The sequence below is a fragment of the Thioclava sp. DLFJ5-1 genome (genome assembly GCF_002020115.1).
GTDB lineage: Bacteria > Pseudomonadota > Alphaproteobacteria > Rhodobacterales > Rhodobacteraceae > Thioclava > Thioclava sediminum.
In genome coordinates, this window is the sequence record NZ_MPZU01000010.1 from 14,694 (window position 1) to 38,718 (window position 24,025).

The following is a 24,025-nucleotide window of genomic DNA, read 5'->3' on the forward strand; positions in this document are numbered from 1 at the left end:
CAAGCACCGTGCGCCGCTCTCAAACACGGTTAACGCCGGGTTCCTATCGTCGGCCTCCATCGCAACCCAGCGCAGGAACTCCCGATGTCCGATCAGACCGCCAATCTCGCGCTGCCGCTTATCCTTGGCAGCCAAGCCCAGAAACACGTCACCCATAACGAGGCGCTGCAGCGGCTCGATGCGCTCGTGCAGCTTGCGGTGATTTCGCGCAGCGTGACCGAACCGCCGCTCGGTCCGCCGGAGGGGGCGCGGTATCTGCTGCCGACCGGGGCGCTGGGCGTATGGGCGGGGCAGGACGGGGCGCTTGCGATCTTTGCGGCCGGGGCGTGGCAATTCCTGACCCCGCGTGAGGGCTGGCGCGCGTTCGTGCTGGATGAGGCGGTGGAGCTGGTCTTCGCCGCGGGCGCTTGGGACGTGCCGCCGTTGCCGGAGTTGAGTCAGCTCGACGGGGTCGGGATCATGACCGGCTATGACGCGGTGAACCGGCTTTCCGTCGTGGCGGAGGCCACGCTTCTGAGCCATGCCGGGGCAGGCCATCAGCTCAAGCTGAACAAGGCGGCGGCGGGCGAGACGGCGAGTCTTCTGTTCCAGTCGAACTGGTCGGGCCGGGCCGAGATGGGGCTGGCGGGCAGCGACGATTTCGCGATCAAGACGAGCGCGGACGGTGCGACTTGGTTCGAGGGGCTGCGCATCGACGCGGCCACTGGGCGCGCAGCGATGCCGCAAGGCGCGGTGATCGACGGGGCGCTGACGGGAAGCGGTGTCGTCGGCACGGTCGCGCAGGTCGGCGGCGTGTCGACGGGCGCCGTGATCGAACAGGGCAGCACCGCCTCGGGCGATTACATCCGCTTTGCCGATGGCACGCAGATTTGTTCGGCGCAGGTGAGCCTTGCTTACATCGCGGATTGGGCGCTCAAGCAGGATTGGGCCTATCCGGCGCAATTCGCGCAGGCGCCCTCTCTGAGTGTCGCGCTCGATGCGGATAGCCTCGCGGCGGGCAGCGCCATCGGCGCAGGCGCGATCTCCTTTGCGGGGGTCGAGGGCGTCACAAGCTCGGGCGCGCGCGCCGTGGTCTATGCCGCGAATGGCGCGAGTTTCCTCAGCGGTGAAAGCTGCGACCTGAGCGTCACCGCGATCGGGCGCTGGGTGTGACGCTCACTCGGCGGGGCGGGCGAGCGGTTTGCGCGCCCCGTCGAGCCGGATGAAAATCTCGGACAGGCGGGCACTGTAGCGCGCGGCAATCGCATCGGCAGAGAAGTGGCGGCGCACGAAGGCTTCGGCCTGCGCCGCCTTTTTCTTGCGCGCGTCCCGGTCGCTGCGTGCCGCGCGGAACTGGGCGACGGCGTCGGCGTGATCCGGCTCGCCCCAGCGCATTCCGGGCTCGACATAGAGATAGTCCTGCGGCGCGACCTCGATCTCGGACGCGGGCACGAGCCACGCAGTGTCCTCGTTGCAGAATTCCAGATTTCCGGAATAGCCCGTGCACAGGACCGGCACGCCAAGCGCCATCGCCTCGAGCATGCCGAACCCCCAGCCCTCGGAGCGATGCAGTGAAACGTATAGGTCTGCGCCAGCCATCAACTCCAGCACTCCCGCGTGATCGAGCGTCTCGTCGAGCAAAGCGATGCGCGGATCGGCTGCGACGAGCCGGTCGATTTCGACCCAGAGTGTGGCCTGCGCCGCATCGCTGACATGGCCGCGATTTTGCGTCTTGATCAACAGGCGCGCCTCCGCGTCCTCGGCGAAGGCTTCGCGGAAGGCGTGGATCGTGCCGAGAGGGTTCTTCCGTTGCACGAAGGAAAAGCTGTCGAAACTGGCGAGGCAGACGAAGCTTTCCCCGGGCCAATCGTTGCGTTGGCGCAGGGCGCTGCGCGCGTGGGCGCGGTCGATGGTGGGCGGTTCGGGATAACACATCCCGACATTCACCACCGGCGTGTCGGTCGCTTTGCGGTAAATCTCGGCGCAGTATTCCGAGGGCACCCAGACCTCGTCGACAAGGTCGAGCGCGAGGTGGTGACAGGCCGGGGCGCGGTCCAACTCCCAATGCATATAGGCGATGTTGTAGGCGCCGGAGTAGCAGTCGGCGTCGAAGGTGTAGGCCGGGGGGACGGCGTCGCCATTCAGGTGCAGCAGGTTGATGCGCGCGGGGCGGGGCGCACCGGTCTTGGCCCCGTCTTGCGCGGGCGTCGGATTGTCACGCGCGCTTTCCACCGCGTTGAGCGTGACGTTGCAGCGGGACAAAATGTCATGCGACAGCCGCGTCGATTGACCCAACCCGGAGGCTTTCGCAAAGGGGCCGTGGATTTGAACGTCGACGGGGGCGCCCTCGGGGACGGGGCGCGTGGCGGCGGCTATCCGATGGCCGTCGGGCGTGCGCAGGAAGGACATGCTGTCGAGGTCGAAACCTTTCTCGCGCAGCGCCGCAGCGTAGCGCGCGCGGGTGATCGGCGGGCCGGGATGCAGTTGCGAGCAGACATCCGAGAGGCGGCCACCTTCGAGCAGCGTTTTCGTTTCGCTGCGGGGCAGGAACAGCAGGATCTCGGGCCGTTCGACCGCGAGGATCATCGCGAGCACATGCAGCATTCGGCGGTGGCGGTCGGTCTTTGGCGAGAATTGCGCGAGCGGCGGGATCACCTCTCGCAGGGCCAGCAGCCCTCGGGTCATCGGCCAGGGGCTGGAACCTTTCGTCTCTGCCAGCGTCTCGATCAGGCTGTCGGGGAGGAGACAATCGCCGAACCCGAGCGACGGGGCGTCGCGGAGCGCCCATGTGGTCGCCGCGTCCGGGTCGCCGGTCTTGCCGAAGAGTTCCATCGCGCGGCTCGGTCCGCCGGGGCGGGTCTGCGCATTGAGCCAGTCGATCGCGGCGCGGCTCAACGGGATTTGCTGTGACGGATGCTGCGCGGCGTAGCTGTCGAGATACCAGCGCAGGATGTCCGACACTGCCGCATCGCTGCCATCGAGGGGGAGTTCCTCTGCCATGCCTGCGCGATGGCGCGCGTAATCGATGAAGGCAAAGAGGGGTGCGGGCAGGTCTTCGCCATGCGCTGAGCGTGCCGCGAAAAGCGGTTGCTGCGCGGTCAGGTCGGGCATGTCCGTCTGCGCGGTGGACGCGGCGCGCAGCGAGATGATCGGGCCATGCATATGGCGATGCAGGGCGTCTTTCTCTTTCGGAAGCGGCGTCGCGTCGGGGTCGAAGCACAGCGTGGCGATTGGGCCGCTGCCGGGGATGTGGAGGCTGATCTCGCCGCCTGCGGCCTTTTGCAGGGCTGCCGATAGCGGCAAGGCGAAGCCGTGATTGCCCGCGCCGATGCCAGCCTGTGCAAGGTCGGCGCGGAACATCGCCGGGCGTCCCGAGATGAGCCGCCCGGCATTGCAGTGGATTTCAATGTCGAGCGGGTTGCCGTCGCCTTTTTTCGCAATCCAGCCGATCACCCTCCCGTTCTCGATCCGCTCCAGCGCTCCGCGATAGCCGCGCAGGCGATGGAGCAGGGAGACGGCTGACGGTGGCGGAACGAAAGTCGACATGCAATTCCTTGATGAAAAACAACCTTTGGTAGAGTCACCCTAGTCGATTGCGTGACAGTCGCAACCGTCTTGCGCCGCCCGAGATGCCCCGCACGGCGCGACGGGCCGTTATTGCGGCTGCCCCATCAGTTGCTGGGCAAGCGTCGCGGCGGAGCTTTCGCGCGCCGAGGCGATTTCCGTCAGGCTTTGCGTCACATCGGCATCTAGCTTGGCGGCGGCGTCGGTGCCCGAGAGGCCGAGCACGGGTGCGGCCTCCGACAAAGGCGCGTCGAACAGCGCCTGCGCGATCGCGAATTGCGGAGGACCACCACGCGCGCCGCTTTGAGAGCTCGTCGCGGCGGGAAGGACGAAGGCCAGCGCCGCCACGACCGAAAGCGCGAGCGCCAGCCCCATCGGCGCGCGTTTGAAGTAGGTGGTCATCGGCCGCCAATTCTTCCAGATATGCAGCACGAAGGGCACGATCAGCACCATCGAGAGCCATTCATGCATCCCGTGAAACCACGCGCTGCCCCAATGGAAGAACAAGGCGATTCCTGAAATCAAAGAGACGAGGAAAAGGCCGGTGATGAACGGCGTGGCGTAGCGGTTGAGGATGGCGGGCATCGATGGCTCCTGTCGAATCGCGGCTGTGCTGACCGCGCGGGTTGTCGGATGTTAAGTTGCACGCGCATCGATGGATTTTCCGTTATCAAAGCCGGCTTGCAGTGGGCGCATGGCGTCTGCTCGCGCGCATAGCGCTGCAACAGCCTTGAAATCCGCGAGGGGAGCAAGTATCTGGCGGCAGTTGCGCCGAAAGCGGCGCGGTATTTTCGGCTCAAGGGCGCCGCATTGGGCGCGTAAGGAACGACGACGATGGCAAACCCACTCCAGTTTCTCCAGCAGGTGCGCTCGGAAGCGGGCAAAGTGGCTTGGCCGAGCCGCCGCGAAGTTCTGCTGACGACCGGCATGGTGCTGGCGATGGCTGCGCTGACGGCAATCTTCTTCTCGCTCGTGGACTGGGTCATCCGTCTCGGCGTGACGCAGGTGATCGGGAGCTGATAGGCTTCCGGCGCTCTCCGCCAGACCTCATTCGCAGTTGCGGCAACGAAGTGATCGCGCTCCGGCCTTACGCTCTTGAAATCACAGGGCTCCGGCGGTAAAGGGGCGGGACTTTCCCAGAGGCGGCGTGCATCGATTCGCGTGGTGCGCGCTGTTTTTTATTCTGGGAGACGCGGGTAATCCCGTGAAATAACAGGAATTTTCGGCGCTCCGGCGTCGTCGGCAAGGGGCAAAGAATCGGCATGGCGAAGCGTTGGTATTCGGTAAGCGTTCTCTCGAACTTCGAGAAGAAAGTGGCCGAGCAGATCCGTCAGGCCGTGATCGATCAAGGTCTGGAAGACCAGATCGAAGAGGTTCTGGTGCCGACCGAAGAAGTGATCGAGGTGCGTCGCGGCAAGAAAGTGACCTCCGAGCGTCGCTTCATGCCGGGCTACGTGCTGGTGCGGATGGAGATGACCGACAAGGGTTATCACCTGATCAACTCGACGAACCGGGTCACCGGTTTCCTCGGGCCGCAGGGCCGGCCGATGCCGATGGGTGATGCGGAAGTGAACCGCATCCTCAGCCGTGTCGACGAATCGGGTGAGCAGGCCGCGCCGCGCAGCCTCATCACCTTCGAGGTCGGCGAGAACGTGAATGTGACCGACGGGCCCTTCGAGGGCTTCTCGGGCATGGTCGAGGAAGTGGACGAGGCGGCGAGCCGCCTGAAAGTCACCGTCTCGATCTTCGGTCGGCCGACGCCGGTCGAACTGGAATACACGCAGGTGCAGAAAACCGCCTGAGTGTGAGCCGTGGGAGGCGAGGGGCCCTGCACGACAGGGACGCCCGGACCGAACCACTAAACTTCGCGACCCCCTAGGGGCGTGACAGTGATAAGGAGAGGGCCACATGGCCAAGAAAGTTGTTGGGCAGCTCAAGCTGCAAATTCCGGCAGGCGGCGCAAACCCGTCCCCGCCGGTCGGTCCGGCGCTGGGTCAGCGCGGGATCAACATCATGGAATTCTGCAAGGCGTTCAACGCCAAGACGCAGGAAATGGACAAGCAGGCGAAGATCCCGACGATCATCACCTACTACGCCGACAAGTCGTTCACCTTCGAGATCAAGCAGCCTACGGCTAGCTTCATGATCAAGCAGGCAGCCGGTCTCAAGCCGGTCGGCAAGCGTAACCGTCCGAAGGGTTCGGAAGCTCCGGGCCGCGTCGTCGCCGCGACCATCACCGCCGCTCAGGTGCGTGAGATCGCCGAAGCGAAGATGAAGGACCTGAACGCCAACGACATCGAAGGCGCGATGAACATCATCCTCGGCTCCGCGAAGTCGATCGGTATCGAGGTGAAAGGCTAAGTCATGGCAAAGCTCGGTAAACGCACCAAAGCCGCCCGCGAAGCCTTCGCCGGCAAGTCCAACGTCTCCGTCGAGGAAGCCGTTTCGCTGATCAAGTCGAACGCGAACGCGAAATTCGACGAGACCCTCGAAATCGCGATGAACCTCGGTGTCGACCCCCGTCACGCCGACCAGATGGTTCGTGGCGTCGTCGCTCTGCCGAACGGCACCGGCAAGACCGTCCGCGTGGCTGTCTTCGCTCGTGGCGCGAAAGCGGACGAAGCCAAGGAAGCCGGGGCCGATATCGTCGGCGCCGAGGACCTGATGGAAACCATTCAGGGCGGCACGATCGAATTCGATCGCTGCATCGCGACCCCGGACATGATGCCGATCGTCGGCCGTCTGGGTAAGGTCCTGGGCCCGCGCAACCTGATGCCGAACCCGAAAGTCGGCACCGTGACGATGGACGTGAAAGCGGCTGTCGAAGCGGCGAAAGGTGGCCAGGTTCAGTTCAAGGTCGAGAAGGCCGGCGTCATTCATGGCGGCATCGGCAAGGTCTCCTTCTCCGAGGAGCAGCTGGCCGAAAACATCCGCGCCTTCGTGGATGCCGTGACCAAAGCCAAGCCCGCCGGCGCGAAAGGCACCTACATGAAGAAGGTGTCCCTGAGCTCGACGATGGGCCCGGGCGTCGCCGTCGACATCACGTCGGCGACCGGCAACTAAGAGAATTCCACCGGGGGAAACCTCGGTGGGTGGTAGGGCGGCGGCCTGACGCTTCCGCCCTGACCTGTCCGAGACGGAGGGTGCCTGATCCCGCAAGGTGACGGCTTAATTTCCTTCCTGAGATGGGGATCGAGACCAATTCCGGGTTTGGGCCTTCGGGCCGATCTCGGGCGATCTGGCCTCGGGCCCTTCGGACCCGACCCCGGGAAACCGGGACAATGAGAGCCGGGGGGAAACCCCCATACTTGGAGTGTAACTGTGGATAGAGCCCAAAAAGAGAAAGTGGTCGAGGAACTCGGCCAGATCTTCGCAAGCTCTGGCGTCGTAGTGGTTGCTCACTACGAAGGCATGACGGTTGCTAACATGCAGGACCTCCGCGCGCGCATGCGTGAAGCGGGTGGTTCGGTTCGTGTTGCCAAGAACAAGCTCGCCAAGATCGCCCTTGAAGGTCAGCCCTGCGAAAGCATCGCTGAATACCTGACGGGCATGACCGTGCTTTCCTATTCTGAGGATCCTGTCGCTGCGGCGAAAGTGGTCGTCAAATATGCCAAAGAGAACGAGAAACTCTCGATCCTCGGCGGCGCAATGGGAGACTCGGCACTCGACATCGCTGGTGTCAAAGCTGTCGCTGACATGCCGTCGCGTGAAGAGCTCATCGCTCAGATCGTGTCGCAGATCGGCGCACCCGCTTCGAACATCGCCGGTGCCGTTGGCGCGCCTGCTTCGAACATCGCGAGCATCCTTTCGACCATCGAGGAAAAGGCTGCGTAAGCAATCGACTTGTCCCGTAGCGGCTTGAAACCGCGACGTTGGAAACCCAAATCTAGGAACTGAAAAATGGCTGATCTGAAAAAACTCGCCGAAGAAATCGTGGGTCTGACCCTCCTGGAAGCCCAGGAACTGAAAACCATCCTGAAAGACGAATACGGCATCGAGCCCGCCGCTGGTGGCGCTGTCATGATGGCCGGTCCGGCTGCTGGTGGCGAAGAAGCTGCTGAAGAGAAAGACGAATTTGACGTCGTTCTCGTCGAAGCTGGCGCTCAGAAGATCAACGTGATCAAAGAAGTCCGCGGCATCACCGGCCTGGGCCTGAAAGAAGCCAAAGAGCTCGTTGAAGCTGGCGGCAAGGTCAAGGAAGGCGCTGCGAAAGCGGAAGCCGAAGAGATCAAGAAAAAGCTCGAAGACGCTGGCGCGAAAATCGAGCTCAAGTAAGCGAGCCGGATGCGACTGCATCCGATCTGAAAAAAGGGCTGGGTCCGGGGTTTTCCCGGGCCCAGCCGAACCTGTCTCGGAGAGGGCTTTGGCGCCCTGAAGCCCTCTCCAAGGCGGTGTTCGCGGTTCGGGAGCCTTTCGGTGGGACGAAAGGCAGGTATGGAACCGCCCCCCTTCATTCGCCTTGCGGCGTGCAATGGGCCCCGACATTGCATGTGCCGCGAAGAGACGAAAGGTCACGCAGAGCATGGCTCAAGCTTACGTTGGTCAGAAACGCATCCGTCGCTATTACGGCAAAATCCACGAAGTCCTCGAAATGCCGAACCTCATCGAGGTTCAGAAATCCTCCTACGATCTGTTCCTGCGCTCCGGCGAAGTCGATCAGCCCACCGATGGCGAGGGTATCCAGGGCGTCTTCCAGTCGGTCTTCCCGATCAAGGATTTCAACGACAACGCCATTCTGGAGTTCGTGAAATACGAACTCGAAAAACCGAAATACGATGTCGACGAGTGCCAGGCTCGCGACATGACCTATTCGGCGCCGCTGAAGGTTACCCTGCGCCTCATCGTGTTCGATGTGGACGAGGAAACCGGCGCGCGTTCGGTCAAGGACATCAAGGAACAAGACGTGTTCATGGGGGATATGCCCCTCATGACCAAGAACGGTACGTTCATCGTGAACGGCACCGAGCGGGTCATCGTGAGCCAGATGCACCGCTCGCCGGGCGTGTTCTTCGACCATGACCGCGGCAAGACGCACTCCTCGGGCAAGCTGCTCTTCGCCTGCCGCATCATTCCCTATCGCGGCTCGTGGCTGGACTTCGAATTCGACGCCAAGGACCTCGTCTTCGCACGTATCGACCGTCGTCGGAAACTGCCGGTGACCACGCTGCTCTATGCGCTGGGTCTCGATCAGGAAGGCATCATGGATGCCTATTACGACACCGTCACCTACACCGCAAAGGGCAAGTCGGGCTGGGTCACCAAGTTCTTCCCCGACCGCGTGCGCGGCACCCGTCCGACCTTCGACCTCGTCGATGCGGCATCGGGCGAAGTGATCCTGAAAGCGGGCGAGAAAGCGACCCCGCGCATGGTCAAGAAATGGCGTGACGACAACTCGGTTCCCGAGCTGCTCGTGCCGTTCGACCACATCATGGGCCGCTTCTGCGCGAAGGATATCGTCAACGACGAAACCGGCTTCATCTACATCGAAGCGGGCGACGAGCTGACGGCGGAATACGACAAGAACGGCGAGCTCTCGGGCGGTTCGATCAAGACCCTGATCGACAACGGCATCACCGAGATTCCGGTGCTCGACATCGATAACGTCAATGTCGGTCCCTACATCCGCAACACCATGGCGTCGGACAAGAACATGAACCGCGAAACCGCGCTCATGGATATCTATCGCGTCATGCGCCCGGGCGAGCCGCCGACCGTCGAGGCCGCGGACACCCTGTTCAACAGCCTGTTCTTCGACTCCGAGCGCTACGACCTCTCGGCCGTGGGCCGCGTGAAGATGAACATGCGTCTCGACCTCGATGCGCCGGACACCCAGCGCACGCTGCGCAAAGAGGACATTATCGCCTGCATCAAGGGCCTGGTGGAACTGCGCGACGGCAAGGGCGAGATCGACGACATCGACCACCTCGGCAACCGCCGTGTGCGTTCGGTCGGCGAACTGATGGAAAACCAGTATCGCGTCGGCCTGCTGCGCATGGAGCGCGCCATCAAGGAGCGTATGTCCTCGGTCGAGATCGACACGGTCATGCCGCAGGATCTGATCAACGCTAAACCGGCCGCGGCTGCGGTGCGTGAATTCTTCGGCTCCTCGCAGCTGTCGCAGTTCATGGACCAAACCAACCCGCTGTCGGAAGTCACGCACAAGCGTCGTCTCTCGGCGCTCGGCCCGGGCGGTCTGACCCGTGAGCGTGCCGGTTTCGAGGTGCGCGACGTTCACCCGACCCACTACGGCCGGATGTGTCCGATTGAGACGCCGGAAGGTCAGAACATCGGTCTGATCAACTCGCTGGCCACCTTCGCCCGCGTGAACAAGTACGGCTTCATCGAAACCCCGTATCGCAAGGTCAACGACGGTCAGGTCACCGATGAGGTGGTCTACATGTCCGCGACCGAGGAAATGCGTCACACCGTGGCGCAGGCGAACGCGACGCTCGATGAGAACGGCAAGTTCATCAACGATCTCGTCTCGACCCGCCAGTCGGGCGAATACGCGCTCAACCCGCCGGAAACGGTTGACCTGATCGACGTGTCGCCGAAGCAGCTGGTCTCGGTCGGTGCGGCGCTCATTCCGTTCCTCGAAAACGACGACGCGAACCGCGCTCTGATGGGTGCGAACATGCAACGTCAGGCCGTGCCGCTGCTGCGCTCGGAATCGCCCTATGTCGGTACCGGCATGGAAGCGACCGTCGCACGCGACTCCGGCGCTGCGATCATGGCGAACCGCGGCGGCATCATCGACCAGGTCGATGCGCAGCGTATCGTTATCCGCGTGACCGACGATCTCGAAGCGGGCGACGTGGGCGTGGACATCTACCGTCTGCGCAAGTTCAAGCGCTCGAACCAGTCCTCGACCATCAACCAGCGTCCGATCGTGAAAGTGGGCGACCGGGTGGTGAAGGGGCAGATCGTCGCTGACGGTCCGTCGACCGACATGGGCGAACTGGCTATCGGCCGTAACGTGGTCGTCGCCTTCATGCCGTGGAACGGCTACAACTACGAAGACTCGATCCTGATCTCCGAGCGGATCCACCGCGACGACGTGTTCACCTCGATCCATATCGACGAATACGAAGTGGCGGCCCGCGACACCAAGCTCGGCCCGGAAGAGATCACCCGCGACATCCCGAATGTCGGCGAGGAAGCCCTGCGCAACCTCGACGAAGCCGGGATCGTCTATATCGGCGCCGAAGTGGGGCCGGGTGACATCCTCGTCGGTAAGATCACGCCGAAGGGCGAAAGCCCGATGACGCCGGAAGAGAAACTCCTCCGCGCCATCTTCGGCGAGAAGGCATCGGACGTGCGCGACACCTCGCTGCGTCTGCCGCCGGGGGCTTACGGTACGATCGTGGAAGTCCGCGTCTTCAACCGTCACGGCGTCGACAAGGACGAACGTGCGCTGCAGATCGAGCGTGAGGAAGTCGAACGTCTGGCCCGTGACCGGGACGACGAGCTCGCCATTCTCGAGCGCAACATCTACGCGCGTCTCAAGACCCTGATCACCGGCAAGACCGCCGTGAAGGGGCCGAAAGGCGTCAAGGCTGGCTCGACCATCGACGAAGAACTGCTGGGCACCCTGTCGAAGGGCCAGTGGTGGCAGCTCGCGCTCGAAGACGAGGGCGACGCCAAGGAAGTCGAAGCCCTCAACGACCAGTTCGAGGCGCAGAAGCGCGCGCTCGACCTGCGGTTCGAGGACAAGGTCGAGAAGGTCCGTCAGGGCGACGATCTGCCTCCGGGCGTGATGAAGATGGTCAAGGTCTTCGTGGCTGTGAAGCGCAAGCTTCAGGCTGGCGACAAGATGGCTGGCCGTCACGGCAACAAGGGCGTCGTGTCGAAGGTCGTTCCGATGGAAGATATGCCTTTCCTCGCCGATGGTACCCCTGTCGATCTCGTGCTGAACCCGCTGGGCGTGCCGTCGCGCATGAACGTCGGTCAGATCCTCGAGACGCACATGGGCTGGGCTTCGCGCGGTCTGGGCAACCAGATCGACGAGGCGCTGAAAGCCTATCGTCGTAACGGCGACCTGACCCCGGTTCGCGAGGCGATGAAGATCGGCTATGGCGACGAGACCTACGGCGAGATCATCGAAGGTATGGATGACGAGGCGTTCATCGAGAGCGCCGAAGCCGTCCGCACCGGCGTTCCGATCGCGACCCCGGTCTTCGACGGTGCCAAAGAGGCCGACATCAACGACGCGCTCAAGCGTGCGGGCTTCAACGAATCCGGTCAGTCGATCGTGTTCGATGGCCGCACCGGCGAGCAGTTCGCGCGTCAGGTCACGGTGGGTGTGAAGTACTTCCTGAAGCTTCACCACCTCGTCGATGACAAGATGCACGCCCGTTCGACCGGTCCGTACTCGCTCGTCACGCAGCAGCCGCTGGGTGGTAAGGCGCAGTTCGGTGGTCAGCGTCTCGGGGAGATGGAGGTCTGGGCTCTGGAAGCTTACGGCGCCGCCTACACCCTGCAGGAGATGCTGACGGTGAAGTCGGATGACGTGGCAGGCCGGACGAAGGTCTACGAGTCGATCGTCAAGGGCGAGGACAACTTCGAAGCCGGCGTGCCGGAATCGTTCAACGTTCTCGTCAAAGAGGTCCGGGGCCTCGGCCTCAACATGGAACTCCTGGACGCGGAGGATGACGAGTGAGGGCTTCGGCCCTCCTCTAAGCCCTTCCGCCCTCATTCAAGGATTTACAGATGAACCAGGAACTGACCCAAAACCCGTTCAACCCGCTCGCGCAGCCGAAGGCGTTCGACGAGATCAAGATCTCGCTCGCCTCGCCGGAGCGGATCCTGAGCTGGTCCTTCGGTGAAATCAAAAAGCCGGAAACCATCAACTACCGTACGTTCAAGCCCGAGCGTGACGGCCTGTTCTGCGCACGCATCTTTGGCCCGATCAAGGACTACGAATGCCTGTGCGGCAAATATAAGCGCATGAAGTATCGCGGCGTCGTCTGCGAGAAGTGCGGCGTCGAAGTCACCCTCCAGAAAGTGCGCCGCGAGCGTATGGGCCACATCGAACTGGCCTCGCCCGTCGCTCACATCTGGTTCCTCAAGTCGCTGCCCTCGCGCATCGGCCTGATGCTGGACATGACGCTGCGCGACCTCGAGCGTATCCTCTACTTCGAAAACTTCGTGGTGATCGAGCCGGGTCTGACCGACCTGCAATACGGTCAGCTGATGTCCGAAGAAGAGTATCTCGACGCGCAGGACACCTACGGCGCGGACGCCTTCACCGCCAACATCGGCGCGGAAGCTATCCGTGAAATGCTTGCTGGCATCGATCTCGAAGCCACGGCCGAGCAGCTCCGCGAAGAGCTGAAGGAAGCCACGGGCGAGCTGAAGCCGAAGAAGATCATCAAGCGTCTGAAGATCGTCGAGTCGTTCCTCGAGTCGGGAAACCGCCCCGAGTGGATGGTGCTGACCGTGCTTCCGGTGATCCCGCCGGAACTGCGTCCGCTCGTCCCGCTCGATGGTGGCCGTTTCGCGACCTCGGATCTCAACGACCTCTATCGTCGTGTGATCAACCGGAACAACCGTCTGAAGCGTCTGATCGAACTGCGTGCGCCCGACATCATTGTGCGCAACGAAAAGCGGATGCTGCAGGAATCGGTCGATGCGCTGTTCGACAACGGCCGTCGCGGTCGCGTCATCACGGGCACCAACAAGCGCCCGCTGAAGTCGCTCTCGGACATGCTGAAAGGTAAGCAGGGTCGCTTCCGTCAGAACCTTCTGGGTAAGCGCGTCGACTTCTCGGGTCGTTCGGTCATCGTGACCGGCCCGGAACTCAAGCTGCACCAGTGCGGTCTGCCGAAGAAGATGGCGCTCGAACTGTTCAAGCCCTTCATCTACTCGCGCCTCGAGGCCAAAGGCCTGTCGAGCACCGTGAAGCAGGCGAAGAAGCTGGTCGAGAAAGAGCGTCCCGAGGTGTGGGATATCCTCGACGAGGTGATCCGCGAGCACCCGGTTCTGCTGAACCGTGCGCCGACGCTGCACCGTTTGGGTATCCAGGCGTTCGAACCGATGCTGATCGAAGGCAAGGCGATCCAGCTGCACCCGCTCGTCTGCTCGGCGTTCAACGCCGACTTCGACGGTGACCAGATGGCCGTCCACGTTCCGCTCTCGCTGGAAGCCCAGCTGGAAGCGCGCGTGCTGATGATGTCGACGAACAACGTCCTGTCGCCCGCCAACGGCGCGCCGATCATCGTTCCTTCGCAGGATATGATTCTGGGTCTCTACTACGTGACCATGGAACGCGAAGGCATGAAGGGCGAAGGCATGTCCTTCTCCTCGGTCGAGGAAGTGGAGCACGCGCTCAACTCGGGCGAAGTGCATCTGCACGCCAAGATCACCGCGCGGATCAAGCAGATCGACGAAACCGGCAACGAGGTCTACGAGCGTTTCGAGACCACGCCCGGCCGTGTGCGCCTCGGCGCGCTGCTGCCGCTGAACGCGAAAGCTCCGTTCGAACTGGTGAACCGTCTTCTGCGTAAGAAAGACGTGCAGAACACGATCGACACCGTCTACCGTTATTGCGGTCAGAAAGAGTCGGTAATCTTCTGTGACCAGATCATGGGCATGGGCTTCAAGGAAGCGTTCAAGGCTGGCATCTCGTTCGGCAAGGACGACATGGTGATCCCGGATAACAAGTGGGACATCGTCGAAACCGTCCGCGACCAGGTCAAGGACTTCGAACAGCAATACATGGACGGTCTGATCACCCAGGGTGAGAAGTACAACAAGGTCGTCGATGCATGGTCGAAGTGTAACGACAAGGTCACCGACGCGATGATGAACACCATCTCCGCGCCGAAATACGACGAGAACGGTGCCGAGCAGGAACCGAACTCGGTCTACATGATGGCCCACTCGGGCGCTCGTGGCTCGGTGACGCAGATGAAGCAGCTGGGCGGCATGCGTGGCCTCATGGCCAAGCCGAACGGCGAGATCATCGAGACGCCGATCATCTCGAACTTCAAGGAAGGCCTGACCGTTCTTGAATACTTCAACTCGACCCACGGCGCCCGTAAGGGTCTGTCGGATACCGCACTGAAGACGGCGAACTCGGGTTACCTGACCCGCCGTCTGGTGGACGTCGCTCAGGACTGCATCGTGCGCACGCATGATTGCGGCACCGACCGCGCGATCACCGCGTCTGCGGCTGTGAATGACGGCGAAATCGTCGCTCCGATCTCGGAGCGCGTACTTGGCCGTGTCGCGGCGGATGACGTGACGGTTCCGGGCGAGGACGACGTGATCGTCCGCGCCGGCGAGCTGATCGACGAGCGCAAGGCCGACGCGATCGAGCAGGCGGGCGTGCAATCCGTTCGTATCCGCTCGGCGCTGACCTGTGAGGCCGAAGAGGGCGTTTGCGCGCTTTGCTACGGTCGCGACCTCGCACGCGGTACGCTGGTGAACCAAGGCGAAGCGGTGGGCATTATCGCCGCGCAGTCGATCGGTGAACCCGGTACGCAGCTGACGATGCGGACCTTCCACTTGGGCGGTGTTGCTCAGGGTGGCTCGCAGTCGTTCCTCGAGGCCAGCCAGGAAGGCAAGATCGAGTTCCGCAACGCCAACATCATCCTCAACGAGATGGGCGAGCAGATCGTCATGGGCCGGAACATGCAGCTCGTGATCGTGAACGATCAGGGTGACGAGCTTGCCTCGCACAAAATCGGCTACGGTACCAAGGTCTTCGTGAAGGATGGCGAGGCGGTCGGTCGCGGCGACAAGCTGATCGAATGGGATCCCTACACCCTGCCGATCATCGCCGAGAAGCCCGGTAAGGTGCGCTTCGTCGACCTGATCTCGGGTATCTCCGTGCGCGAGGATACCGACGATGCGACCGGCATGACCCAGAAGATCGTGTCCGACTGGCGCGCTGCGCCCAAGGGCAACGAGCTGAAGCCGGAAGTTCTGATCCTCGGCGAGGATGGCGAGCCGGTCCGCAACGAAGCGGGCAACCCGGTGACCTATACCATGTCGGTGGACGCGATCCTCTCGGTGGAAGACGGTCAGGACGTGAAAGCGGGCGACGTTGTCGCACGTATTCCGCGCGAAGGCGCGAAGACGAAGGACATCACCGGCGGTCTGCCGCGTGTGGCCGAACTCTTCGAAGCACGCCGTCCGAAGGATCACGCGATCATCGCCGAAATCGATGGCTATGTGCGCTTCGGCAAGGACTACAAGAACAAGCGTCGGATCGCGATCGATCCGCGTGACGATGGTCTGGAGCCGGCCGAGTACATGGTGCCGAAAGGCAAGCACATCCCGGTGCAGGAAGGCGACTTCGTGCAGAAGGGTGACTACATCATGGACGGCAACCCGGCGCCGCATGACATCCTGCGCATCATGGGGATCGAGGCTCTGGCCGACTACCTCATCAACGAGGTGCAGGACGTCTATCGACTGCAGGGCGTGAAGATCAACGACAAGCACATCGAGGTGATCGTTCGCCAGATGCTGCAGAAGATCGAGATCCTCGATTCCGGCGATACGACGCTCCTGAAAGGCGAGAACGTCGACAAGGCAGAGTTCGACGAGGAGAACGACAAGGTTGCAGCCCGTGGTGGGCGTCCGGCGCATGGCGAACCCGTGCTGCTCGGCATCACCAAGGCCTCGCTGCAGACCCGGTCCTTCATCTCGGCGGCCTCCTTCCAGGAGACGACCCGCGTTCTCACCGAGGCTTCGGTGCAGGGCAAGCGCGACAAGCTCGTGGGCCTCAAGGAGAACGTCATCGTCGGCCGTCTGATCCCGGCGGGTACCGGTGGCGCGACCACCAAGGTCCGCAAGATCGCGACCGAGCGTGACTCCAAGGTCATCCAGCAGCGTCAGGCCGAGGCGGAAGCCGCGGCAGCGCTGGCGGCTCCGGCCGAGGCAGAGGCTGATTTCGGTCCGGTCGAGACGCCGGAAAGCCGCGATTGATCCACCTCCGGTTGGAGACGATCTGAAACATCCCCCCGCGCGAGAGATCGCGCGGGGGTTTTTCTTTGCGCGAACCCGATCTCTGGGGCAGGGTAACGTCGAAAAGGCGAGAGCCTGTTTGCCGGAGGAGGGACCCCGATGATCCGCTTTGTCACCCCGTTCGCGCTGAGCGCGCTGATCGCCATGCCTGCCTTTGCGGGCGCCTATCAGGATGCGGAGGCGCAGCTGCGCAAGGCCTATGGCGACTACCGCGCGGCGCTGTTCCTGTCGAACCAGGGCAAGCAGCCGGAAACCAAGGCCGCGCTCGATCGCTTCGTCGGCGAGTGGCAGACGCTGTCCGACGCCTGGACCGCCGAGCCGCCGCCGCAATATGCCGATGACGCGGTTCTCGGCGCGACTTTCGACAAAGTCAGCGAGCTTGCGGCGAAGGCCGAGGAAGAGGTGGCCGCCGGGAACCTGCCCGAGGCGCATGAGACCCTCGAAGGGGTGCGCGACAGCATCGGCGATCTGCATATCCGCAACGGCATCGTGGGCTTCTCAGACCGGATGAACGCCTATCACGCGGAGATGGAAGAGGTGCTCGCGCGCGATTACGCGGGTATGGGCGGTGAAGGTGCGCGTCAGCTGATCGCGGATGCCTCGCTTCTGAGTTACCTCGCGGCGCAGATCGTCAAGCATCCCGCGCCGGAGGCCGAGACCGACATGGCCTATCAAAAGCTCGTGGACGGTTTCGCGGTCTCCGTTGCGTTCTTCTACGACGCGGCGATGGCGGGCGACATGGAACGTGCAATGGAGATGCGAAACGCCCTCAAGCCGAGCTATTCGAAGCTTTTCGCGAAATTCGGCTGATCCGCCACAGGCAGACCGCTGCCCCGGGATGATCCGTTTACAAGACCGGGTGGCGGGTCTAATAGAGCCGCACCTTCGGCGCCATCCCGGCCCAGCGACAAGAGAGTTCCGGCACCCATGCCCGAGATTTCAATCGTGATCCCCGCGAAGAATGAAGCGCCGAACATCGCGGGGCTTCTCGACGAGATCGACGCCGCCTGCGCGCCGGTCTGCGACTACGAGGTGATCGTGGTCGATGACGGCTCGGATGACGGGATGGACCAGATCCTGCGCGAGCGGATGAAGACCCACCCGAACCTGCGCCTGCTGCAGCACAAGAACGCCGCCGGTCAACGTGCTTCGGGCGGTCAAAGCGCGGGCGTCCATTCGGGGGTTCGGGCCGCGAAGGGCAGCATCATCTGCACGCTGGACGGCGACGGTCAGAACCCGCCCTCCGAGCTTCCCGCCCTGATGGCGCCGCTGCGCGCGGCGAATTCCGAGAAGATCGGTCTGGTCGCAGGCCAACGCGTCGGGCGGCAGGACACGATGTCCAAGAAGCTCGCCTCGAAGCTCGCGAACAAGATCCGCGGCGCGATCCTGAAAGACGGCACCCGCGACACCGGCTGCGGCCTCAAGGCTTTCAGGCGCGAGGCGTTCCTCGCGCTGCCCTATTTCGACCATATGCACCGCTACCTCCCCGCGTTGTTCTCGCGCGACGGGTGGCAGGTGGCCCATGTCGACGTCGCTCACCGTTCGCGCGGCGGCGGCAGCTCGAATTACAACAACCTGCAACGCGGTCTCGTCGGCATTGTCGACCTGATGGGCGTCGCGTGGCTTCTCCGTCGGCGCAAGAAAGCGCAGCCCGGCGAAGTGATGCGCGAGGAGTAACGCCTATGGACTGGCTGATGGATGTGCTTCACGCGGATAGCGTTCTCGAGCTGTGGTGGGTCCTCTTCGGCCTGCTCGCGCAGCTCATGTTCACGGGGCGGTTTCTCGTCCAGTGGATCGCGTCCGAGCGCAAAGGCGAATCCGTGGTGCCGGTCGCATTCTGGTATTTTTCGCTCGCCGGCGGCGTGATGCTGCTGACCTATGCGCTCTATCGCAAAGATCCGGTCTTCGTTCTCGGCCAGTCGCTCGGCGTGTTCATCTACGGGCGCAATCTGTGGCTGATCCATGCCAAGCGTAAACGCGAAGCTTGAACGCAGGGGCGATCGGGACGGCTGGCTCGTCCCGGCCCTGATCGTCGTCGTCGCAGTCACCGCGCTGCGGCTGGTACTTCTGGCGTTCAACAAGACCGATCTCTTCGTCGATGAGGCGCAATACTGGCTCTGGGGCCAGCATCTCGATTTCGGCTATTACTCGAAACCGCCGCTCATCGGCTGGCTGCTCCGGGCGGTGACCGATCTGGCAGGCTCGGACGCGCCGTCCTGGGTGCGGATGCCGGGCGCTGTGTTGCACGGTATCACGGCGCTGGTGCTTGGCGCCTTGGGCGCGCGGATCGCGGGGCGTTCGGTCGCGATCTGGTCGGCGGCGATCTATGTCACGCTGCCCTTCGTTGCGGTCGGCTCGGTGCTGATCTCGACCGACACCGTGATGGCCCCGTTCTACGCGCTGAGCCTTCTGTTCCTGCATCGCACCGGCGAGAGCCGCCGCTGGTCGGACGCGCTGGCCGCGGGCGTCGCGGCTGGGCTGGCCTTCATGGCGAAATACGCCGCGATCTACCTGATCCCCGGTCTGGCGCTGGCGGCGCTCGTGGCGCCGGCGTGGCGGATCGGCTGGCGCAACACAGTGATTGCGGCGCTGGCCTTCGGGCTGGTGATCGCGCCGAACGTAGTCTGGAACCTGAATAACGGGCTGACGACAGTCTCGCATACGATGGACAATGTCGGTTGGGTCCGCGAGGGGGCCGCGCTGAATTTCGGCTCGATGGTGGAGTTCGTCGCCTCGCAATTCGCGGTCTTCGGGCCGGTGACGATGGTGGCGCTGCTGATCGGCTATGCGGGCTGGGGCGATCCGGGCAAGCGCGGGCTGGCGATGCTCTCGGTGCCGCCGCTGGTCGCGGTGACGATCGAGGCGCTGCTCGACCGGGCCTATGCCAACTGGGCGGTCGCCGCCTATTTCGCTGGGACCGTTCTGGCTGTGATGGTGCTGCGCGGCATCTGGCGCTGGATCGCGCTCCTGATCAACGGGCTGATCGCGCTGTCGATCCCGCTGCTGACCGTTCTCGCGCCCTATCCGCAGAAAGATGGCGCGCCGCTGCTGAAGCGGTGGCTGGGGCAGGCCGATCTGAGCCGCCAGATCCTGACGCTTGCGAAAGAGGCCGATGTGCCGGTCTACACAGGCAATCGCGCGATCCTCGCCGATCTGTTCTATACCGGGCAGGATGCGGGCGTGACCATCTACGCGCCGAAGCCCGTCGTGCGCGCCGACAGCTATTACGAGCAGATGTGGCCCTTGCCACAGGACTATAATGGTCGTTTGCTGGTGATCGCCAATAGCGCGCCCGATTGCGGCAGCGGTCCGGTTGCGCCCGAGGCGCAGCTCGACGCGACGGGGACCTGGGCGGGCAAAGGCTATGCGGCTTATCTGGTGGAGGCGCGCTGTGTCCGTTCCGAAAATTGACATGATCTTCGCGGGCCGCCTGTTGCTGGCGGCGTGGATCGGGGGCTTCCTGCTGTTCCGCTTCGTGCCGGAGCTCGATCTCGGCGTCGCCGGGCTGTTCTACCGGGCAGGGGAGGGGTTCTCGGTCATCACCAATCCGCTCTGGGAATGGCTGCGCCAGCGGATCTGGGATGTCTCGATCGTGCTGTTTCTCGTCTCGCTCGTGGCCTGGCCCTGGGCGGGGCTGCGTCATCGCACGGTGCTGCGCCTGCCGGCGCGGATCTGGGCCTTCGTCTGCCTGCTCTACCTGCTCGGCCCGATCGTGGTCGTGAACGGTGTCCTGAAGGCCAATTCGGGACGCGCGCGCCCGGCCGATGTCGATCTCTTCGGCGGCGCGCATCATTTCAGTCTTGCGGGGACTTTCACCGATCAATGCTCGAGGAACTGCTCGTTCGTGTCGGGCGAGGTGGCGGCGGCGGTGGCGCTGGGGCTGCTGATCTGGCTCGGCGCAGAGCTGTCGCGGCTGCGCCTGCCGCGCTGGGGATTACTCTATCTGCGGGCCATCGGCGTCTTCGTCGCGGTCTTCATCATCGTGCAGCGAGTCGGTACCGGGCGGCACTTCCTGTCGGATACCTATTTCGCCGGATTGGTGAGCCTTACGGTGGCCTGGCTGCTCTGGGGGATCCTGTTTGCGGGGTGGGGCGCGCAGCTCCTCGCGCGGACCCGCCGCGAGAGTTGACAACCCAAACGACTCCCCCTATACGCCGCGCTACCTGACGGGCGAAGTCTGCCCGGAGGGTCGCCGATTTCTAGTGGTCATGATCCGGGCCTTCGCCCCGATCCTCTGGAATTCAACGCATTCGCCGCGGTCCTCGGGCCGGGGAGGAATGCGATTTGGCGTTTTCGCGAATCCGCGCGGAAACGCGTCGAGAAGTGGCGCCTCCGGAAACGGGGCGAGTATTGACAGCAGAACGGGGAACCGAATGCCGACGATCCAACAGCTGATCCGCAAACCGCGGCAGCCCAAGGTGAAGCGCTCTAAGTCGCAACACCTCCAAGAGTGCCCGCAAAAGCGTGGCGTTTGCACGCGCGTCTACACCACGACGCCGAAGAAACCGAACTCCGCTATGCGTAAGGTCGCCAAGGTGCGCCTGACGAATGGCTTCGAGGTCATTTCCTACATCCCGGGCGAAAAGCACAACCTCCAGGAGCACTCCGTTGTGCTCATCCGTGGCGGCCGTGTGAAGGACCTTCCGGGCGTTCGTTACCACATCCTGCGCGGTGTGCTCGATACGCAAGGTGTCAAAGACCGTCGTCAACGCCGTTCGAAATACGGCGCGAAGCGTCCGAAGTAAGGAGATCTCGAGATGTCTCGTCGTCACGCCGCTGAAAAGCGCGAAGTCCTGCCCGACGCCAAATATGGCGATCGCGTGCTGACCAAATTCATGAACAACCTGATGATCGACGGCAAGAAGTCCGCCGCCGAGAAAATCGTCTACAACGCGCTCAACCGCGTTGAGGGCAAGCTCAAGCGTGAGCCCATCGAGGTGTTCCACGAAGCCCTCGACAACGTGAAGCCTTCGGTCGAAGTGCGTTCGCGTCGTGTGGGTGGTGCCACCTACCAGGTTCCGGTCGAAGTGCGCCCGACCCGCCGCGAAGCGCTGGCCATCCGCTGGCTCATCGCTGCCGCCAAGTCCCGCAACGAGAACACCATGGAAGAGCGCCTCGCTGGCGAGCTTCTGGATGCGGTGAACTCGCGTGGTTCCGCGGTCAAGAAGCGCGAAGACACCCACAAGATGGCCGACGCGAACAAAGCGTTCAGCCATTATCGCTGGTAATAACGGAAGGACGCCACAATGGCTCGCGAATATCCCCTACAGCGTTATCGCAACTTCGGGATCATGGCGCATATCGACGCTGGTAAAACCACGACGACCGAGCGCATCCTGTTCTACACCGGCAAGTCGCACAAGATCGGCGAAGTGCACGACGGTGCTGCTACCATGGACTGGATGGAGCAAGAGGCCGAGCGCGGCATCACCATCACCTCGGCAGCTACCACGACTTTCTGGCAGTGGCAGGAAGATCCGACCGCCGAAGGTACGGATGATACCAAGTTCCGTATGAACATCATCGACACCCCCGGCCACGTCGACTTCACCATCGAGGTGGAGCGTTCGCTGGCCGTGCTCGACGGCGCTGTTGCGCTGCTCGACGGGAACGCCGGTGTTGAGCCGCAGACCGAGACCGTGTGGCGTCAGGCTGACCGCTACAAGGTTCCGCGCCTCGTCTTCGTCAACAAGATGGACAAGATCGGCGCGGACTTCTTCAACTGCGTGAAGATGATCAAAGACCGCACCGGTGCGACCCCGGTTCCGGTGAACTTCCCGATCGGTGCCGAAGATCAACTCGAAGGCATCGTCGACCTGGTCACCATGGAAGAGTGGGTCTGGAAAGGCGAAGATCTGGGCGCTGCCTGGGTGCGTCAGCCGATCCGTGACGATCTGAAGGCGACTGCGGACGAATGGCGTTCGCACCTCATCGAGAACGCCGTCGAGCAAGACGACGACGCGATGATGGCCTATCTCGAAGGCGAAGAGCCCGATATCGCAACGCTGCGCAGCCTGATCCGTAAGGGCACGCTGTCGCTGTCCTTCGTTCCGGTTCTGGGTGGTTCGGCCTTCAAGAACAAGGGTGTCCAGCCGCTGCTCAACGCCGTGGTCGACTTCCTGCCCTCGCCGCTCGACGTGCCCGCCTACATGGGCTTCTCGCCGGACGACGAGACGGAAACCCGGAACATCGCGCGTCACGCCGATGACGAAGAGCCGCTCTCGGGTCTCGCATTCAAGATCATGAACGACCCCTTCGTGGGCTCGCTCACCTTCACGCGCCTCTACTCGGGCACGATGAAGAAGGGCGACTCGATCCTGAACGCGACCAAAGGTCGTAAAGAGCGCATCGGTCGTATGATGATGATGCACTCGAACAACCGGACCGAGATCGAAGAAGCGTATGCAGGCGACATCATCGCGCTGGCCGGTCTGAAAGAGACCACCACCGGTGACACGCTGTGCGACCCGAACAACCAGGTCGTTCTCGAAACGATGACCTTCCCCGATCCGGTTATCGAGATCGCCGTGGAGCCGAAGTCGAAAGCCGACCAGGAGAAGATGGGCCTCGCCCTTCAGCGCCTGGCAGCCGAAGACCCGTCCTTCCGCGTCGAGACCGATATCGAGTCGGGTCAGACCATCATGAAGGGCATGGGCGAACTTCACCTCGACATCCTGGTTGACCGCATGAAGCGCGAGTTCAAGGTTGAGGCGAATATCGGTGCTCCGCAGGTGGCCTATCGCGAGACGATCAGCCACGCGACCGAGATCGACTACACGCACAAGAAGCAGACCGGCGGTACCGGTCAGTTCGCGCGCGTCAAGCTCGAGATTACGCCGACCGAGCCGGGCGAAGGTTATTCGTTCGAGAGCCGCATCGTTGGTGGTGCTGTTCCGAAGGAATACATCCCGGGCGTCGAAAAGGGCATCAAGTCGGTCATGGACTCCGGTCCGCTGGCAGGCTTCCCGGTGATCGACTTCAAGGTTGCGCTGGTTGACGGTGCTTTCCACGACGTCGACTCCTCGGTGCTCGCCTTCGAAATCGCTTCGCGTGCCGCGATGCGTGAAGGTCTGCGCAAGGCTGGCGCGAAGCTGCTCGAGCCGATGATGAAAGTCGAAGTGGTGACCCCGGAAGAATATACCGGTGGCATCATTGGCGACCTGACCTCGCGTCGGGGCCAGGTGCAAGGTCAGGACACCCGCGGCAACGCGGTCGTCGTGAACGCCTTCGTGCCGCTCGCCAACATGTTCGGCTACATCAACAACCTGCGTTCGATGTCCTCGGGCCGTGCGGTCTTCACGATGCTCTTCAGCCATTACGAAGCCGTGCCGCAGAACATCTCGGACGAGATCCAGAAGAAATACGCGTAAGGGACGTGCGCCGGGGCAACCCGGCGCCTTTCCAATCCAACGCACTGACAGGAGGCCATCATGGCAAAGGAAAAGTTTGAACGTAACAAACCGCACGTCAACATCGGCACGATTGGCCACGTTGACCACGGCAAGAC

19 protein-coding genes are annotated in these 24,025 nt (G+C 63.0%); 17 read left to right on the plus strand and 2 right to left on the minus strand.

All coding sequences use genetic code 11. From position 1 onward, the window contains the following. Positions 1-84: 84 nt before the first annotated feature. A complete protein-coding gene (locus BMI86_RS20560; protein WP_078542965.1) occupies positions 85-1,152 on the plus strand; it encodes a DUF2793 domain-containing protein in 1,068 nt (355 codons plus the stop codon). 3 nt (positions 1,153-1,155) lie between these two features. On the opposite strand, the gene BMI86_RS20565 is transcribed toward BMI86_RS20560, so the two are convergent. Together BMI86_RS20565 and BMI86_RS20570 are read right to left on the minus strand one after the other, a co-directional pair. Beyond that, entirely contained in the window at positions 1,156-3,525 is a 2,370-nt protein-coding gene (locus BMI86_RS20565) for a glycosyltransferase family 4 protein (protein ID WP_078542967.1), read from the minus strand. A gap of 108 nt (positions 3,526-3,633) precedes the next feature. Continuing rightward, positions 3,634-4,128, minus strand: coding sequence for a DUF4405 domain-containing protein (locus tag BMI86_RS20570; RefSeq protein ID WP_078542968.1), 495 nt, complete (start codon positions 4,126-4,128; stop codon positions 3,634-3,636). A gap of 249 nt (positions 4,129-4,377) precedes the next feature. Between BMI86_RS20570 and secE the strand changes: the two genes are divergently transcribed. From secE to fusA, 16 genes are all read left to right on the plus strand, one after another. After that, on the plus strand, positions 4,378-4,563 hold the full coding sequence (secE, locus tag BMI86_RS20575; RefSeq protein WP_075773824.1) for a preprotein translocase subunit SecE: 186 nt from the start codon (positions 4,378-4,380) through the stop codon (positions 4,561-4,563). 242 nt (positions 4,564-4,805) lie between these two features. After that, a complete protein-coding gene (gene nusG / locus BMI86_RS20580) occupies positions 4,806-5,345 on the plus strand; it encodes a transcription termination/antitermination protein NusG (RefSeq protein WP_075773825.1) in 540 nt (179 codons plus the stop codon). A 106-nt stretch (positions 5,346-5,451) separates the two neighbouring features. Then, positions 5,452-5,904: a 50S ribosomal protein L11 gene (rplK, locus tag BMI86_RS20585; protein ID WP_078521322.1), complete on the plus strand. Its 453-nt coding sequence runs from the start codon at positions 5,452-5,454 to the stop codon at positions 5,902-5,904. Between the two features lie 3 nt (positions 5,905-5,907). Beyond that, positions 5,908-6,606: a 50S ribosomal protein L1 gene (gene rplA / locus BMI86_RS20590; protein WP_075773827.1), complete on the plus strand. Its 699-nt coding sequence runs from the start codon at positions 5,908-5,910 to the stop codon at positions 6,604-6,606. Between the two features lie 258 nt (positions 6,607-6,864). Then, positions 6,865-7,377, plus strand: coding sequence for a 50S ribosomal protein L10 (gene rplJ, locus BMI86_RS20595; protein ID WP_078521320.1), 513 nt, complete (start codon positions 6,865-6,867; stop codon positions 7,375-7,377). A gap of 66 nt (positions 7,378-7,443) precedes the next feature. Further along, on the plus strand, positions 7,444-7,818 hold the full coding sequence (rplL, locus tag BMI86_RS20600; RefSeq protein ID WP_078521318.1) for a 50S ribosomal protein L7/L12: 375 nt from the start codon (positions 7,444-7,446) through the stop codon (positions 7,816-7,818). 247 nt (positions 7,819-8,065) lie between these two features. Next, on the plus strand, positions 8,066-12,202 hold the full coding sequence (gene rpoB, locus BMI86_RS20605; RefSeq protein WP_078521316.1) for a DNA-directed RNA polymerase subunit beta: 4,137 nt from the start codon (positions 8,066-8,068) through the stop codon (positions 12,200-12,202). Positions 12,203-12,252: 50 nt separating this feature from the next. Continuing rightward, positions 12,253-16,479, plus strand: a complete 4,227-nt coding sequence (rpoC, locus tag BMI86_RS20610; RefSeq protein WP_078542969.1) for a DNA-directed RNA polymerase subunit beta' — start codon at positions 12,253-12,255, stop codon at positions 16,477-16,479. Between the two features lie 138 nt (positions 16,480-16,617). Beyond that, entirely contained in the window at positions 16,618-17,328 is a 711-nt protein-coding gene (locus BMI86_RS20615; protein ID WP_078542971.1) for a hypothetical protein, read from the plus strand. Between the two features lie 117 nt (positions 17,329-17,445). Beyond that, on the plus strand, positions 17,446-18,195 hold the full coding sequence (locus BMI86_RS20620; RefSeq protein WP_078542973.1) for a glycosyltransferase family 2 protein: 750 nt from the start codon (positions 17,446-17,448) through the stop codon (positions 18,193-18,195). 5 nt (positions 18,196-18,200) lie between these two features. After that, complete coding sequence (locus tag BMI86_RS20625; RefSeq protein ID WP_078521308.1) at positions 18,201-18,506, plus strand: lipid-A-disaccharide synthase N-terminal domain-containing protein; 306 nt, start codon at positions 18,201-18,203, stop codon at positions 18,504-18,506. Continuing rightward, entirely contained in the window at positions 18,481-19,929 is a 1,449-nt protein-coding gene (locus BMI86_RS20630; RefSeq protein WP_078542975.1) for a glycosyltransferase family 39 protein, read from the plus strand. Before BMI86_RS20625 ends, BMI86_RS20630 begins: the two co-directional genes overlap by 26 nt. After that, positions 19,910-20,647 (plus strand): phosphatase PAP2 family protein, encoded by a 738-nt coding sequence (locus BMI86_RS20635; protein ID WP_165757054.1) that lies wholly within the window; start codon positions 19,910-19,912, stop codon positions 20,645-20,647. The genes BMI86_RS20630 and BMI86_RS20635 overlap by 20 nt, the downstream gene beginning before the upstream one ends. A 244-nt stretch (positions 20,648-20,891) precedes the next feature. After that, entirely contained in the window at positions 20,892-21,263 is a 372-nt protein-coding gene (rpsL, locus tag BMI86_RS20640; protein WP_038074720.1) for a 30S ribosomal protein S12, read from the plus strand. Between the two features lie 12 nt (positions 21,264-21,275). Further along, complete coding sequence (rpsG, locus tag BMI86_RS20645) at positions 21,276-21,746, plus strand: 30S ribosomal protein S7 (RefSeq protein ID WP_075773836.1); 471 nt, start codon at positions 21,276-21,278, stop codon at positions 21,744-21,746. 18 nt (positions 21,747-21,764) lie between these two features. Beyond that, on the plus strand, positions 21,765-23,888 hold the full coding sequence (fusA, locus tag BMI86_RS20650) for an elongation factor G (protein ID WP_078542979.1): 2,124 nt from the start codon (positions 21,765-21,767) through the stop codon (positions 23,886-23,888). Positions 23,889-24,025 lie beyond the last annotated feature (137 nt).

Bases quoted from the DNA above. Each gene is read 5' to 3' on its own strand.
- BMI86_RS20560 (WP_078542965.1), top strand. From the start codon at position 85: ATGTCCGATCAGACCGCCAATCTCGCGCTGCCGCTTATCCTTGGCAGC.
- BMI86_RS20565 (WP_078542967.1), bottom strand. From the start codon at position 3,525: ATGTCGACTTTCGTTCCGCCACCGTCAGCCGTCTCCCTGCTCCATCGC.
- BMI86_RS20570 (WP_078542968.1), bottom strand. From the start codon at position 4,128: ATGCCCGCCATCCTCAACCGCTACGCCACGCCGTTCATCACCGGCCTT.
- secE (WP_075773824.1), top strand. From the start codon at position 4,378: ATGGCAAACCCACTCCAGTTTCTCCAGCAGGTGCGCTCGGAAGCGGGC.
- nusG (WP_075773825.1), top strand. From the start codon at position 4,806: ATGGCGAAGCGTTGGTATTCGGTAAGCGTTCTCTCGAACTTCGAGAAG.
- rplK (WP_078521322.1), top strand. From the start codon at position 5,452: ATGGCCAAGAAAGTTGTTGGGCAGCTCAAGCTGCAAATTCCGGCAGGC.
- rplA (WP_075773827.1), top strand. From the start codon at position 5,908: ATGGCAAAGCTCGGTAAACGCACCAAAGCCGCCCGCGAAGCCTTCGCC.
- rplL (WP_078521318.1), top strand. From the start codon at position 7,444: ATGGCTGATCTGAAAAAACTCGCCGAAGAAATCGTGGGTCTGACCCTC.
- rpoB (WP_078521316.1), top strand. From the start codon at position 8,066: ATGGCTCAAGCTTACGTTGGTCAGAAACGCATCCGTCGCTATTACGGC.
- rpoC (WP_078542969.1), top strand. From the start codon at position 12,253: ATGAACCAGGAACTGACCCAAAACCCGTTCAACCCGCTCGCGCAGCCG.
- BMI86_RS20615 (WP_078542971.1), top strand. From the start codon at position 16,618: ATGATCCGCTTTGTCACCCCGTTCGCGCTGAGCGCGCTGATCGCCATG.
- BMI86_RS20620 (WP_078542973.1), top strand. From the start codon at position 17,446: ATGCCCGAGATTTCAATCGTGATCCCCGCGAAGAATGAAGCGCCGAAC.
- BMI86_RS20625 (WP_078521308.1), top strand. From the start codon at position 18,201: ATGGACTGGCTGATGGATGTGCTTCACGCGGATAGCGTTCTCGAGCTG.
- BMI86_RS20630 (WP_078542975.1), top strand. From the start codon at position 18,481: ATGCCAAGCGTAAACGCGAAGCTTGAACGCAGGGGCGATCGGGACGGC.
- rpsL (WP_038074720.1), top strand. From the start codon at position 20,892: ATGCCGACGATCCAACAGCTGATCCGCAAACCGCGGCAGCCCAAGGTG.
- rpsG (WP_075773836.1), top strand. From the start codon at position 21,276: ATGTCTCGTCGTCACGCCGCTGAAAAGCGCGAAGTCCTGCCCGACGCC.
- fusA (WP_078542979.1), top strand. From the start codon at position 21,765: ATGGCTCGCGAATATCCCCTACAGCGTTATCGCAACTTCGGGATCATG.